This window comes from Acinetobacter sp. YH12049, assembly GCF_013419875.1.
Classification (GTDB): domain Bacteria; phylum Pseudomonadota; class Gammaproteobacteria; order Pseudomonadales; family Moraxellaceae; genus Acinetobacter; species Acinetobacter amyesii.
Genome location: NZ_VOZH01000023.1, coordinates 45,579 through 58,655, shown reverse-complemented (window position 1 = coordinate 58,655; position 13,077 = coordinate 45,579). Strand labels below are relative to the sequence as shown.

16 protein-coding genes and 1 pseudogene are annotated in these 13,077 nt (G+C 40.8%); 8 read left to right on the top strand and 9 right to left on the bottom strand.

All coding sequences use genetic code 11. The features are described 5' to 3' along the window. On the top strand, positions 1-161 hold a 161-nt coding region (locus FTU05_RS11495), incomplete at its 5' end, for a transposase domain-containing protein (RefSeq protein WP_180165385.1). 64 nt (positions 162-225) lie between these two features. Beyond that, a pseudogene (locus FTU05_RS11490) lies at positions 226-879 on the top strand (substrate binding domain-containing protein); the annotation flags it as partial. A gap of 9 nt (positions 880-888) precedes the next feature. Here FTU05_RS11490 and FTU05_RS11485 read toward each other — a convergent pair. Next, positions 889-1,800 carry a bestrophin family protein gene (locus tag FTU05_RS11485; protein WP_180165384.1) on the bottom strand — a complete coding sequence of 304 codons (912 nt, stop codon included), beginning with the start codon at positions 1,798-1,800 and terminating at the stop codon, positions 889-891. Between the two features lie 136 nt (positions 1,801-1,936). Continuing rightward, positions 1,937-3,664, bottom strand: coding sequence for a glutamine--tRNA ligase/YqeY domain fusion protein (locus FTU05_RS11480; protein WP_180007837.1), 1,728 nt, complete (start codon positions 3,662-3,664; stop codon positions 1,937-1,939). Between the two features lie 168 nt (positions 3,665-3,832). Between FTU05_RS11480 and FTU05_RS11475 the strand changes: the two genes are divergently transcribed. Next, positions 3,833-4,342, top strand: a complete 510-nt coding sequence (locus FTU05_RS11475) for a peptidylprolyl isomerase (protein WP_180054407.1) — start codon at positions 3,833-3,835, stop codon at positions 4,340-4,342. An 87-nt stretch (positions 4,343-4,429) separates the two neighbouring features. Further along, a complete protein-coding gene (locus tag FTU05_RS11470) occupies positions 4,430-5,149 on the top strand; it encodes a UDP-2,3-diacylglucosamine diphosphatase (RefSeq protein ID WP_180165383.1) in 720 nt (239 codons plus the stop codon). Between the two features lie 134 nt (positions 5,150-5,283). On the opposite strand, the gene FTU05_RS11465 is transcribed toward FTU05_RS11470, so the two are convergent. After that, positions 5,284-5,502 (bottom strand): transposase, encoded by a 219-nt coding sequence (locus tag FTU05_RS11465; RefSeq protein ID WP_111883736.1) that lies wholly within the window; start codon positions 5,500-5,502, stop codon positions 5,284-5,286. 329 nt (positions 5,503-5,831) lie between these two features. Then, a complete protein-coding gene (gene hpaI / locus FTU05_RS11460; RefSeq protein ID WP_180124295.1) occupies positions 5,832-6,626 on the bottom strand; it encodes a 4-hydroxy-2-oxoheptanedioate aldolase in 795 nt (264 codons plus the stop codon). 252 nt (positions 6,627-6,878) lie between these two features. On the opposite strand from hpaI, the gene nfsB reads away from it, so the two are divergent. Further along, on the top strand, positions 6,879-7,532 hold the full coding sequence (nfsB, locus tag FTU05_RS11455; RefSeq protein WP_180165381.1) for an oxygen-insensitive NAD(P)H nitroreductase: 654 nt from the start codon (positions 6,879-6,881) through the stop codon (positions 7,530-7,532). 115 nt (positions 7,533-7,647) lie between these two features. After that, positions 7,648-7,881 (top strand): hypothetical protein, encoded by a 234-nt coding sequence (locus tag FTU05_RS11450; RefSeq protein WP_078188692.1) that lies wholly within the window; start codon positions 7,648-7,650, stop codon positions 7,879-7,881. Between the two features lie 130 nt (positions 7,882-8,011). On the opposite strand, the gene FTU05_RS17945 is transcribed toward FTU05_RS11450, so the two are convergent. The 5 genes from FTU05_RS17945 to FTU05_RS11430 all read right to left on the bottom strand — a co-directional run bounded on the left by FTU05_RS17945 (position 8,012) and on the right by FTU05_RS11430 (position 11,959). Then, a complete protein-coding gene (locus FTU05_RS17945; protein WP_257230117.1) occupies positions 8,012-8,137 on the bottom strand; it encodes a hypothetical protein in 126 nt (41 codons plus the stop codon). A gap of 81 nt (positions 8,138-8,218) precedes the next feature. Beyond that, positions 8,219-9,073 carry an EamA family transporter gene (locus FTU05_RS11445; protein WP_180165379.1) on the bottom strand — a complete coding sequence of 285 codons (855 nt, stop codon included), beginning with the start codon at positions 9,071-9,073 and terminating at the stop codon, positions 8,219-8,221. Between the two features lie 111 nt (positions 9,074-9,184). After that, positions 9,185-10,222: a class II fructose-bisphosphate aldolase gene (fba, locus tag FTU05_RS11440; RefSeq protein WP_078193509.1), complete on the bottom strand. Its 1,038-nt coding sequence runs from the start codon at positions 10,220-10,222 to the stop codon at positions 9,185-9,187. A 122-nt stretch (positions 10,223-10,344) separates the two neighbouring features. Next, entirely contained in the window at positions 10,345-10,620 is a 276-nt protein-coding gene (locus tag FTU05_RS11435) for a hypothetical protein (protein WP_078193510.1), read from the bottom strand. A 151-nt stretch (positions 10,621-10,771) separates the two neighbouring features. Then, positions 10,772-11,959 carry a phosphoglycerate kinase gene (locus FTU05_RS11430; RefSeq protein WP_180049405.1) on the bottom strand — a complete coding sequence of 396 codons (1,188 nt, stop codon included), beginning with the start codon at positions 11,957-11,959 and terminating at the stop codon, positions 10,772-10,774. A 140-nt stretch (positions 11,960-12,099) separates the two neighbouring features. Between FTU05_RS11430 and FTU05_RS11425 the strand changes: the two genes are divergently transcribed. Both FTU05_RS11425 and FTU05_RS11420 read left to right on the top strand, forming a co-directional pair. Beyond that, on the top strand, positions 12,100-12,483 hold the full coding sequence (locus FTU05_RS11425) for a DUF2237 family protein (RefSeq protein ID WP_078188698.1): 384 nt from the start codon (positions 12,100-12,102) through the stop codon (positions 12,481-12,483). Then, positions 12,483-13,076 (top strand): nucleoside triphosphate pyrophosphatase, encoded by a 594-nt coding sequence (locus FTU05_RS11420; RefSeq protein WP_078188699.1) that lies wholly within the window; start codon positions 12,483-12,485, stop codon positions 13,074-13,076. Before FTU05_RS11425 ends, FTU05_RS11420 begins: the two co-directional genes overlap by 1 nt. The last annotated feature ends 1 nt before the right edge of the window (position 13,077 follow it).

The window sequence follows — 13,077 nt, the reverse complement described above, 5'->3', positions numbered from 1 at the left end:
GTCAGCGAGCAGCCAATATTATGACATTAATCCAGTCAGCAAAGCTGAATGGGCTGGATCCCTATGCCTATTTAAGTGATGTGCTGAAAAGGTTGCCGACACATAAAGTGACTCAGATTGAAGAATTGCTACCACACCGCTGGAAACCTAAATCGAATTAAAAAATAGGCATGGGGTTCAGCGGACGCTTACGGCCAATTTCAACCTGAACCACAACAACTTAGTGGGGTATTAAAAATTACATGTTCAGAAGTTTTTGGTAATCGTATCTTAGGGCCAGTATTTGCAGCCTTTGCTAAGTTGCATCCAACATTGACTTTGGATATTGAACAGACCGATCAAAATTTAGATTTGGTCTCTGCAGGTATCGACGTTGCGATACGTATTGGACAGTTAGAAGACTCATCACTGATTGCTAAACCGCTCAGCTTAAACCGTCGTATTTTGTGTGCCTCGCCTAGCTATATCGAACAACATGGCGAACCTCACTCCCTAGAAGAGCTCTCCATGCACCAATGCATTTTGCAGAAATACCCTAAAGGCGTTTCGCAGCATTGGACATTTTTCCAAGATCAACACAGCATAAAAATACCTGTTTCAGGGCAATTTCATATCAACTCAGGTGAAGGCGTACGCCAAGCAGCACTTGCAGGTTTAGGCATTTCGAACCACTCCATCTGGCATGTGGAGGACGATCTACAATCTGGCCGACTCATCCAAGTTCTACCTGCAATCCCTGTTCAAAGCACAGCAATCTATGTGGTAATTCCGCATCGACATTTTGTGCCGCCTAAAGTACAGGCCTTTATGCAACACTTGGACGATTTTTTTCAGCATCAGTATGCTTGGTACGTATCGCCCAATTTATCTAAAAATTAGGCCAAGAACTTATCTTAGGTTACTGTTAAATGTCTTAATCAGCGGCGGAAGTTCAACTTCTAGGCTGCTAAACATTTCACGCTCAATATTGCGTACAATCGAGTCCAGCGGTAAATCATTTTCCTGCAAGCCAAAAGGCTCTTCTAGCTCTGCACTTAACGCATCCAAACCTAAAAATAAATATGCAATCAAAGCCACAATAACAGGTGTCCAAATCCCTAAACTGGCCTCTAGGCTAAACGGCAAAATCAGACAAAATGAATACACCGCGCGATGTAAAAGCACCGAATAGGAAAATGGTAGTGGCGTGGTCATAATACGGTCACAGCCTGCATGGATATCACCCATTGCTACAGTATGACGTGTAAGCGTGCTGTAAATAATATCTGTAATCTGACCTTGTTTATAAGTTTTGACTAAATCTTTTTGAATAATTTCAAGTAAATACTGTGGCGCATTGATATTGTCTCGACATTGCTGCCATTGCTGATCCGTCAAAGCTGCACCATCTTTAAAATGTGCAATATCTTGTGATTCATGGCGTAAGCGATCACGTAACAAATTGCAAAACAGCATGATGCGGTAAATCAACACGGTTCTTTGCTCATCTTCAAGGACATGGCTATCACGAATCATGTGGCGTGTATTGGCAATCAATGAGCCCCAAAGCTTGCGACCTTCCCACCAACGGTCATAACAGGCAGTATTTCGAAAGCTCAAAAAAATCGACAGTATCACCCCAAAGATGGTAAATCCGATGGCAGGAACTTCGGGGGTATTCAGGTAGTGCGCAGCACTTAGATACACCAAAATCGCCGACAAACTCACCACGACGGCTAAAGCAGGCATAACTTTTGGGAGTATCGTGCCATGCCATGCAAATAAAAGTTTAAAGCTATTATTTTTATTTCGAATGATCACTTATTTTCCCTCTGTACTGCCTTAATGAACCATCTCAACCATGAAAAAAGCCCAACCGAAGTTGAGCTTAATTTTAACCTACTTGATCTTAATCTATATAGGATTCAAAGATGAATCCCTTTAAAAATCTAAGATTTTATTTACCCGGTTTGAAACTGTCTTTCAAATCTAGGATGCGGTTAAACACCGGTTTTTCTGCTGTATGATCAAACTGATCTGCAACAAAGTAACCCTCACGTTCAAATTGGAAACGGTCTTCAGGTTTAACTTCTGCCAATGCAGGCTCAATCACCGCTTGAACCACTTTCAGCGATTCAGGGTTTAAGTTAGCAAGGAAGTCATCACCCACTTCAGGGTCTGACTCAGTAAATAAACGGTCGTAGATACGAACTTCCGCAGCAATACCTTTGCTTGCAGAAACCCAATGTACAACGCCCTTCACCTTACGGCCTTCGGGGTTTTTACCTAAAGTTTCAGGGTCAATTGAACATTTCAATTCAACCACTTCACCGTTCTCGTCTTTAATCACTTCATCGCACTTAATCACATACGCATGACGTAAACGCACTTCACCGCCCGGAATCAGACGTTTAAAGCCTTTAGGTGCAACTTCTTCAAAGTCTTTACGATCAATGTAAATGTCTTGAGTTAACGGAATGATACGGTCACCCATGTCTACGTTTGGATGACGTGCATGCACCAAATCCATCGCTTCAGGCAAGTTAGTTAAAGTCACTTTGAGTGGATTCAACACAGCCATGCCACGCGAAGCAGTATTTTCTAAAGACTGACGGATGCAGTATTCAAGCATTGCAACATCTACGATACTGCCATCAACTTTCGTTACACCTACACGTTTGCAGAAGTCACGTAGACCTTCTGGAGTAAAGCCGCGACGGCGCATACCCACAACGGTCGGCATACGTGGGTCATCCCAACCATTCACAAATCCACCTTCAACCAATTTACGTAATTTACGTTTAGAGGTAATGGTGTAATCTACATTTAGGCGGCTTGATTCGTACTGACGTGGTACAGATGGTGATTTAACTTTCTCTACAACCCAGTCATAGAATGGACGATGATCAACAAACTCTAGTGTACACAGTGAATGCGTAACTCCTTCAATGGCATCTGATAATGGATGCGCATAATCGTACATTGGGTACATTTTCCATTTATCACCAGTTTGGTGATGTTCAGAATGCAAAATACGATACAAAATAGGATCACGCATATGGATGTTAGGTGAAGTCATATCAATTTTGGCACGTAGTACTGCCTGACCTTCTCCTAACTCACCATTACGCATTTGTTCAAAACGCGCTAAGTTTTCTTCTACGCTAGCATCACGTTGTGGCGAGTTTTTACCCGGCTCCACAAAATTACCACGGTTTAGTTTGATTTCTTCAGGGCTTTGCAAATCCACATAGGCATCACCTTGTTCAATCAATTGGACTGCCCAAGTGTAAAGCTGATCAAAATAGCTCGATGCATAACGTGGCTCGCCGTTCCACTCAAAACCTAGCCATTTCACGTCATTGGCAATACCGTCTACATACTCTTGTTCTTCGGCATCTGGGTTTGTATCGTCAAAACGGAGGTTACATAGACCCGCGAATTCTTGAGCAATACCAAAGTTCAGACAAATAGCTTTTACATGACCAATATGTAGGTAGCCATTTGGCTCTGGTGGAAAACGTGTTACAACTTGTTCTGTACGACCTGCAGATAAATCATCGGTAATGACCTGACGTACAAAATCTAAGCCTGGCTGTTGTTCCTGCTGCGCAGCTTCGACAGGGGCATTGTTCTTGGTTGTCGGATTGTTAGGCAGGGATGAAACAACATCGTTTGGCTTCATGGTAATAAAATCACTTCTATAAAGATAAAATTAGGATAATTAAAACGCTTTTCTTCATTTTTAACAAAGAAAGTAACGTTTTTACTTGCCTTGTAGTTTACAGTTTGCTTATGCTTCTCACAACCAAAAAACCCATGGCTTTCATGTCCATGTACAGGAGATTACACAATGAGTTTTCCTCAAGTCGAATTAAACACCAATAAAGGTCGTATTGTTCTTGAGCTTAACACTGAAAAAGCACCTAAAACTGCTGAAAACTTCTTACAGTATGTTCGCGATGGTTTCTATGACGGCGTGATTTTCCACCGTGTTATTGATGGTTTCATGATCCAAGGCGGCGGCATGGATGAAAACTTCAAAGAAAAAACAACTCGTGATTCTATTGAAAACGAAGCTGACAACGGTTTAAGCAATGATGTTGGTACGATCGCTATGGCACGTACTCAAGCACCTCACTCTGCTTCAGCTCAATTCTTCATTAACGTGAAAAACAACTCTTTCCTTAACCACACTGGTAAAACAGCGCAAGGTTGGGGCTATGCAGTATTCGGTAAAGTAACTGAAGGTCTTGACGTTGTTGACGCAATCAAAAGCGTTCGCACTGGTAACCGTGGTTACCACGCTGACGTTCCTCTAGAGAACGTTGTAATCGAATCAGCTAAAATCATTTCTGAATAAGAATCCCTCCTAACCTCCCTTTATAAAAGGGAGGAAAAGTCCCTCTTTTTTAAAGAGGGATTTAGGGAGATTCAAAGGAAAAGATTCGTGACCTATCTGTTTATCGCTGATTTACATTTGTCACCTGAACACCCTCGACTCGTTCGGGGGTTTTTAGCTTTGTTAGAACAATACAAAACTCAAAATACCCAGCTGTATATTTTAGGTGATTGGTTTAATGCTTGGATTGGTGATGACTTCACTGCCCCTTGGTTAGATGAAATCATTGCAGTGCTAAAAGATTTTACTGCTTTGGGAAATCAAATTTATTTCCAAGTGGGTAATCGTGACTTTGCATTGGGTCAAAAGTTTTTAAATAAATTTCACGGTCAATTATTACAAGACGTTGATTATCTCCACATTGGCAACTATAAAATTCGCCTCGAACATGGCGATTTACTTTGCACCGATGATGTGTCTTACCAAAAGTTTCGTAAAGTGATTCGTAATCCTTTGCTTTTAGGTTTCTTAAAGAGCTTACCGCTTAGCATTCGACAAAAAATCGCCAATGGCTTCCGCAAAAAAAGTACAGAAACCAAGCAAGTTAAATCCTATGACATTATGGATGTAAATGCCGAAGCTGTAGAAAAAGCTTTAGAGCATGCCGATCTACTGATTCATGGACATACCCACCGCCCCCAAATACACGATGTGCATGGCAAACCTCGTATCGTTTTAGGGGACTGGCGTACAGAACAAGCTCAAATATTAGAGATTGGTGAAAACCCATCTGTGAGTGATTTAAAATTAAAAATTTGGTCTTACTAGTCCATAGCTTTCTAATCGTTAGACTTTAGAAAAACTTACCATCATATCTGATTAATGTACGTATCCAGACCATGCAAACGTAGACTTTTAATTAAGCAAAAAAAAAACAGCAGATGATCTGCTGTTTTTTGCTTTTAGGCTAAGCGATATAGCTGGTTTGGGCCAGTATAGAAGCTTTTTCCATCTAGATTCAGGTTAAAGGTCTCGCCTGTTTCTAATTCAATCATTTGCCCAACATCAACCCAAATTAAACCAGCATTGGTATTTTGTTGACGTTTCAAAGGCACCAGTTTTACATTAATTTCGTCGCCATTTACGGCTTTGGCAGTTTGCCAAGTATTTAAAATATTCAAAAGATTTACTCAACATGTGAGCTTTTTGTGACAGAACAAAGAGATTAATCAATCGGGTTTGGAATAATAATTCTGTAGTTACAAAGATATGATTCAAGTCAGAAGCTTGAATACAGATAAATCACAATCAGCTAAATAAAAAAAGATAAGCAGGAACATTATTCGCTTCGAGTTAAGCAGAAGTATACAATATTGCGCTTTGATTAGCAAAAGTAGGGCTTATATATACTCTAAGCCACTACTTTTGCTAAAATTATTGAATTAATTTTTTTAACCAACGAGTAAATTAATTACCCACACAGTAAATAATATAACCAAGGCTGTACCACTTAGTAACCACCTTCTGTTTTCATTACTTGGGTATCGGTTTTATACTTCGATAAAAGCTCTCGTAACGAATTCATGAGCACACTGGTATCGACACCCACGGCAACAAATTCTGTGCCTAACTCGATATATTTCTGAGTCACATCATGTTGTGTCGACAAAATACCTGCGGCTTTACCCGCCTTACGTATGCGCTGAATCGCATCAATCACGGTTTTTTGTACTTCAGGATGGTTCGGATTCCCTTGATAACCCATGGTCGCCGACAAATCCACTGCACCAATAAACACCCCATCGATGCCATCAATTTTCAGTATTTCATCTAAGTTTTTAATCCCTTCAACCGACTCAATCTGAATCAGTAAACAGATATTTTCATGTGCCGTTGCATAGTAGTCAGGGATACTGTTCCAACGTGTTGCACGAGCTAAAGCTGCACCAACGCCTCGAATACCTTCAGGTGGATAACGTACTGCCTTAACCATAAGTTGAGCTTGTTCAACAGTTTCGACCATAGGTATCAGCAAGGTTTGCGCACCGATATCCAAGAGTTGTTTAATCAGTTGCACACTCCCAATTGGAGGTCGAACTACGGCTTGCGAAGGATATGCTGCAATACTTTGCAATTGCGACAATGTCGTCCGCAAGTCACTTGGCGCATGCTCACCATCAATTAGCAACCAGTCATAACCTGCATTTGCAGCTATTTCAGTCCCATAAGCATCGGCTAAACCGACCCACAAACCAATCTGCTGTTCGGTTTTTAATTTTTTCTTGAAATGATTGGTGTAATCCATCGCTGCTGTCTCATGCTTAAACTATGATTAACTACAATTGATTAAACGCCTTTTGGCAAAAACTACCAATAGCATTTATCTATCTTATGATTTTATATAACTCTAATTCGCACTTCATACAGCTTAAATCTGTTAATTTTTAGCCAATGTGTACAGCATATACGACTAAGATCTATCTTTGGAAAATTTTCTCCTTAGACCATTCGGCCGTTTATCCGCTAAACTACAGCAAACTATATCTGGAGATATTCGATGGATCTGTTAAACGTATCAAAACAACGCTATACCACGAAAGCTTATGATCCTGCTAAAAAAATTCCGCAGGAACAATTTGAGCGTTTATTACAAATACTCCGTTTAGCACCATCTTCTATTAATATTCAGCCTTGGCATTTTTTTATTGCAGATAATAATGCAGCCAAACAACGCATTGCTAAAGCCTTAGTGGGTAAATATGCCTACAATGCCCCAAAAGTTTTAGATTCATCACATACGATTTTATTCTGTACCAAAGCAGACATCACCACAGAGCATTTAGATAATCTTTTAAGTCAGGATGATCGTAGTGGTCGCTTTAAAGATGACAAAGCCAAACAAGGTCAAAAAGACAGCCGTACAGGTTATGTCGATTATTATCGTAATGAAAAAGGTGATATTCAACGTTGGGCTGAAAACCAAACATTTATTGCTTTAGGTCAAATGCTTTTGGCAGCAGGCATTGAAGGTGTGGATGCAACACCGATTGGTGGATTTGACGAAGCGATCATCACTGAAGAATTGGGCTTAGTTGAACAAAACTTGATTCCTTCTGTACTGATGACTTTAGGCTATCGTAGCGAAAATGATTTCAATGCGAAATTACCTAAATCACGTCTGAATGCTGAAGAAATTTTTACACACCTCTAAGCTTTCCATAAAACCGACGAAAGGGGCAATTTTGCCTCTTTTTTGTCATTTCGGGACTTATTATTTAAACAATTATCGAGTATATTCTGCTCAAAATATACTCAGGTCTCTCCCTATGCCTACAGCTATAAAATTACCCATGAAATTTCATTGCGAAGCGTGCAATACGGTTTATTTACAAAAATATGCGGGCGATATGCTCCATAGCTATCCAAACTGCCCAAATTGTAAACAACCGGGTCAATTACAAGGCACCATTGAAACTCAAGATTTTCTGAAGCACCCTGTTGCTGTGGGTAAATGTTATTTTGAAAATACCTTACAACGGTTTCAACAACTTACGCGTTAACTAAGCATCTAAAACTAAAAGCCCTCAAATCGAGAGCTTTTTTATAACGACATATTTAGCAACAATGTGAAAATAGAAAATTTATAAATTGGTCTGAACTTTGCTGAATAATTTGAATCAAAACAACAAATCAAGCAGAGGTGGGACATGTCATATTTACTACAAATGCCGATGAAGTTTGAATGCGGTCATTGCCATCAAATGTATCTGCATACTTATCAATATACTGATCATCACTGCCCTGAGTGTCCGACATGTCGAGATCAAGGACTGCTCATGGGCGTGGCTGAGTGGGATGATTTGCTACAACACCCGATCGTTTTTGCTAAAACTTATCTTAGACAGACATGGCATATGCTAAGCAAACCACACTCATGATCCCTGCAATCAAACCAAATACGGTTGCGACTCTCAATTTTTCTTTAAAGATGATAAGGCCCGCAACCACACCTAAAACTACAACCAAAATATTCATGCCAGCAAAGACGATTGCAGGTGTGTCTTTAAGCAACATGTGGGCTTTCACATACAGTGCAATATTGGCAAAGTTTAAGAGACCTAAGCCCAATCCAGCGAGGATATTTTTGGTCTGCCCCAAACTGCCGTGCTGTACGATGTTATAAATACTCGAAAGTAAAAATGCACAAATAAACACCAGATTTAAAGTCACTGCAAACTGCATGCCCAAACCTGAGGCAAATTTTAATAACACATCAATCAGTGCATAGCCTGCCCAAACGCTTAATAAAAATAAAATCCCCTGCTTTCCATCAATGTTTCCCTTACGCTGTGAAAATAAAATCAGTAATACCGCAAGTACACCAAGTGCAATACCAAGGAGCTTAATGGCATTAAAATATTCGCTAAAAATAAAATATGCTGCGCTAAGAGAAAGCACAACAGACAAACGCTGAGCCAATTCGGTTTTTAAAATACCCGCTGTTTGCAGTGAGCGTGCTAAGCAATAAAAAATCGTCGGCAGTAATACACCCAAAGCCGCAATTAAAACCCACGGCGTTTTATTAATCGAAATATGCGCTAGATCCGGCTTAAACCATAGAAAACATAAAATACTCGCTGATGCATAATTCCATGTGATCATTTGTGCAGGGTTAAAACCCCGATCACGACATAGTTTTAGAATTACTGAAACGAGAACACTGCAAATCGCGGCAGCAAAGATCAATTCCATGACACGCTCTTATTCTTGAGTTGTATTTAAAGCAATTTTTCTAAGTTCAAATCAAAGAAAAGCCCACTTAATTGTGGGCTTTTCCTCAAAAATAATCTATCTCAAGACAAATTATTTATAGTGACTCACCATTTTCTCTAAAGAAATTGGACGAATCTTGTCAGCATTACCCGCTGTACCAAAAGCTTCATAACGATCGATACAAATTTGTTTCATTGCATCAACAGTTGCAGAGAAGAATTTACGTGGGTCAAATTCAGCTGGTTTTTCAGCCATCATACGGCGCATAGCACCTGTAGATGCAAGACGTAAGTCAGTATCGATGTTAATTTTACGAACACCGTGTTTGATTGCGTCTACAAGTTGGTCTACTGGAACACCATAAGTTTCGCCGATGTTACCACCGAATTCATTAATTACAGCTAACCATTCTTGTGGCACAGAGCTTGAACCGTGCATTACAAGATGCGTATTTGGTAACGCAGCATGAATTTCTTTAATACGGTCAATCGCTAAGATGTCACCTGTAGGTGGGCGAGTAAATTTGTACGCACCGTGTGAAGTACCCACTGCAATTGCAAGTGCGTCAACATTGGTATCAGCTACAAATGAACGCGCTTCTTCAACTGAAGTTAAAAGCTGAGAATGATCAAGTACGCCTTCAGCGCCTACACCATCTTCTTCACCAGCCATACCAGTTTCAAGGCTACCTAAACAACCGATTTCGCCTTCTACTGAAACGCCACACGCATGTGCCATTTGAACAGTACGACGAGTCACGTCTACGTTGTATTCGTATGAAGTTGGCGTTTTACCGTCTTCACCTAAAGAACCGTCCATCATCACTGATGAGAAGCCAAGTTGAATAGAACGTTGACATACATCAGGGCTAGTACCATGGTCTTGGTGCATAACCACAGGAATATGTGGCCATTCTTCGATTGCTGCCAAAATCAAATGACGCAAGAACGGAGCGCCTGCATACTTACGTGCACCTGCAGATGCTTGTACGATTACAGGTGAATTTGTTGCATCTGCTGCAAGCATAATTGCACGCATTTGTTCTAAGTTGTTTACGTTGAATGCTGGTACGCCGTAAGCATGTTCGCCGGCGTGATCCAAGAGCTGGCGCAATGAAATAAGAGCCATAATATCCTCCCAGGTAATGCCGCATATTCTACATGCTCAATCATTTCAATTCAGCAACAAATAACACTATTTAAAAAAAAATCCCTGCATTTGCAGGGACTTTTTAAATAAAGACAACAATCTTAGTGAGCTGCTGCTGCTGAAGCGGCTGTTTCAGCGTCAGCTGTTGCTTCGTCTGCAGGTGCATTTGCAATTTCAGCAGGAACATCTTGGTTCTTTTCATCCAATACTGGCTTATCAAGTTCATCAATGGCTTTTTGTTGTTCTGGCGTTGTTTGAGCATTATCTACGGCAACAGCAGATGCTTCTGATTCCGTTGGTGCAGACTCTTTTTTAGCACAAGCTGTCAAAGTTAATGGTGCGATTAAAAGTACAGCAAGTGCAAGTTTTAAGTTCATCGTTGTTTCCTACTACTGCGAATTAGGTGTTGCGATGAATTTTATTGCAGAAATATTGCACTTTGATGACGGCAAAATGAATAGACCATAAAAAAAGGCTGACCGAAGCCAACCTTTTTTAATACTGTATTATCTTATTGATAATGCTTCATTAAGCACGTTCGATAAGCGCTGCTACAGCAGGAAGAGTTTTACCTTCAACGAATTCAAGGAAAGCACCACCACCAGTCGAGATGTAACCAATATTGTCTGCAACTTCATATTTATCAATTGCAGCAAGCGTGTCACCACCACCCGCGATCGAGAAGCCTTCAGATTCTGCAATCGCTAAAGACAATGCTTTGGTGCCTTCGCCGAATTGATCAACTTCAAACACACCTACTGGACCATTCCATAGAATAGTTTTTGAAGTTTTCAAGATTTCTGCAAATGCTTTTGCAGTTTCAGGGCCCACATCCAAAATCATGTCGTTGTCTGTTACATCTTCAACTTTTTTCACGACAGCTTTAGCAGCAGCTAATGAGCCGAGGAAGTCTGCAAAATCAATTTCAGCAGCATCAGCAACAACAACATCTGTTGGGAGTGGTACAGATACTTTTGCAGCAATGGCTTTTGCTGTGTCGATCAGGTCATTTTCACAAAGTGATTTACCAACATTAAAGCCCGCAGCAGCTAAGAATGTATTGGCAATACCGCCACCCACGATCAATTGATCACAGATGTCAGATAGTGAAGTTAATACATCTAATTTAGTAGAAACTTTTGAGCCTGCAACAATCGCAACCATTGGTTTTGCAGGAGTTTTAAGTGCACGACCTAGCGCATCAAGCTCAGCAGCAAGTAAAGGACCTGCAGCAGCCACTTTTGCACAACGTGCTACGCCTTCAGTCGATGCTTCTGCACGGTGAGCCGTACCAAATGCATCCATAACGTAGACATCACAAAGTGCTGCATATTTAGCAGATAATTCAGGATTGTTTTTCTTTTCACCTACGTTGAAACGGCAGTTTTCAAGTAAAACCACTTGACCTGGCGCAACGTCAACACCATCCAAATAGTCAGTGATCAGTTGAACGTCTTGACCCAAAGCTTCTGTTAAATAAGCGGCTACAGGTGCTAGAGACTGTTCTGCTTTAGGCTCACCTTCAACAGGACGACCTAAGTGTGAATACACCATTACAGCAGCACCTTTTTCTACAGCTGCTTTAATTGTTGGCAACGCCGCACGTAACCGTGCATCGCTTGTAATCACGCCATTTTTAACTGGTACGTTAAGATCTTCACGGATCAGAACACGTTTACCCGCCAAATCTAGGTCAGTCATACGCTGAAAGTTCATGCATTACTCTCTTTTATTGATATCAAAACGCGACGATTTTAAATGATTATGCAGAAAAACGTTAGCTTCTTTTGCAGAAAAGCTATGTAGAGCCAAAGTTTTGTTATGATAGCGAAAAGCCTTATAAAGATTCAGCGCTTATGTCGATTCATCCAGACCCAAATATTAATCGTTTAAATGTTTTAGGCGAACCCTTGGCAAGCTGTTGTTTTGATCCGATTACCGGATATTTTAGAAATGGCTTTTGCCATACAGCAACAACAGACCTTGGTCAGCATACGATGTGTGCACAAATGACATCTGAATTTTTAAACTTTTCCCAAAAAGTTGGCAATGACCTAATCACACCCTTACCCGAAGTTGGTTTTCCAGGACTACAACCTGGTGACTTCTGGTGTATCTGTGTGACTCGCTGGGTGGAAGCGTATCAAGAAGGATTTGCCCCACCTATTAAAATACAAGCGTGTCACCAAGCGGCGCTGTCTTATGTGCCGCTTGATGTACTTATGGAATATGCAGTGTAATGAGTACTCCCAAAATCATTTTGGCTTCTAGCAGCCAAACCCGTAAAGACCTGATGGACCGTTTACGGATTGATTACCACTCAATCGTACCAGATATAGACGAAACACCTCGCGGTGAAAACCACGCCGATGAGTTAGCAAAGCGACTGGCATTTGAAAAAGCTTCTGCGATTGCAAACCAACACCCAGACGCAATTGTGATTGGTTCTGACCAAGTCGCATGGCGCGAAGGCGCACCAGATATTTTTATTGGTAAACCGCTTTGCGATGAAAAAGCCGTTAAGCAGCTTCAAGCCAATTCAGACAAAATCGTTTATTTCAGTACTGCACTCAGTGTCCAACAAAAATCAACAGGTTTTGAACAAACCCTTGTCGAGCACTATAAAGTGAAGTTTCGCAAACTTAGCTTGCCTGAAATTGAACGTTATGTTCAGGTTGAACAGCCGCTACACTGCGCTGGCAGTTTTAAGTGTGAAAGTTTAGGGATTAGCTTATTTGAAGAAATGATCGGGCAAGACCAAACCACACTCATGGGTATGCCGATGATTAAACTCTGCAATATTTTGCGTGAGCTTAAGATTTTAGTCCCATAAT

Bases quoted from the DNA above. Each gene is read 5' to 3' on its own strand.
- FTU05_RS11480 (WP_180007837.1), bottom strand. From the start codon at position 3,664: ATGAAGCCAAACGATGTTGTTTCATCCCTGCCTAACAATCCGACAACC.
- FTU05_RS11475 (WP_180054407.1), top strand. From the start codon at position 3,833: ATGAGTTTTCCTCAAGTCGAATTAAACACCAATAAAGGTCGTATTGTT.
- hpaI (WP_180124295.1), bottom strand. From the start codon at position 6,626: ATGGATTACACCAATCATTTCAAGAAAAAATTAAAAACCGAACAGCAG.
- nfsB (WP_180165381.1), top strand. From the start codon at position 6,879: ATGGATCTGTTAAACGTATCAAAACAACGCTATACCACGAAAGCTTAT.
- FTU05_RS11450 (WP_078188692.1), top strand. From the start codon at position 7,648: ATGCCTACAGCTATAAAATTACCCATGAAATTTCATTGCGAAGCGTGC.
- FTU05_RS17945 (WP_257230117.1), bottom strand. From the start codon at position 8,137: ATGTCGGACACTCAGGGCAGTGATGATCAGTATATTGATAAGTATGCA.
- FTU05_RS11445 (WP_180165379.1), bottom strand. From the start codon at position 9,073: ATGGAATTGATCTTTGCTGCCGCGATTTGCAGTGTTCTCGTTTCAGTA.
- fba (WP_078193509.1), bottom strand. From the start codon at position 10,222: ATGGCTCTTATTTCATTGCGCCAGCTCTTGGATCACGCCGGCGAACAT.
- FTU05_RS11435 (WP_078193510.1), bottom strand. From the start codon at position 10,620: ATGAACTTAAAACTTGCACTTGCTGTACTTTTAATCGCACCATTAACT.
- FTU05_RS11430 (WP_180049405.1), bottom strand. From the start codon at position 11,959: ATGAACTTTCAGCGTATGACTGACCTAGATTTGGCGGGTAAACGTGTT.
- FTU05_RS11425 (WP_078188698.1), top strand. From the start codon at position 12,100: ATGTCGATTCATCCAGACCCAAATATTAATCGTTTAAATGTTTTAGGC.
- FTU05_RS11420 (WP_078188699.1), top strand. From the start codon at position 12,483: ATGAGTACTCCCAAAATCATTTTGGCTTCTAGCAGCCAAACCCGTAAA.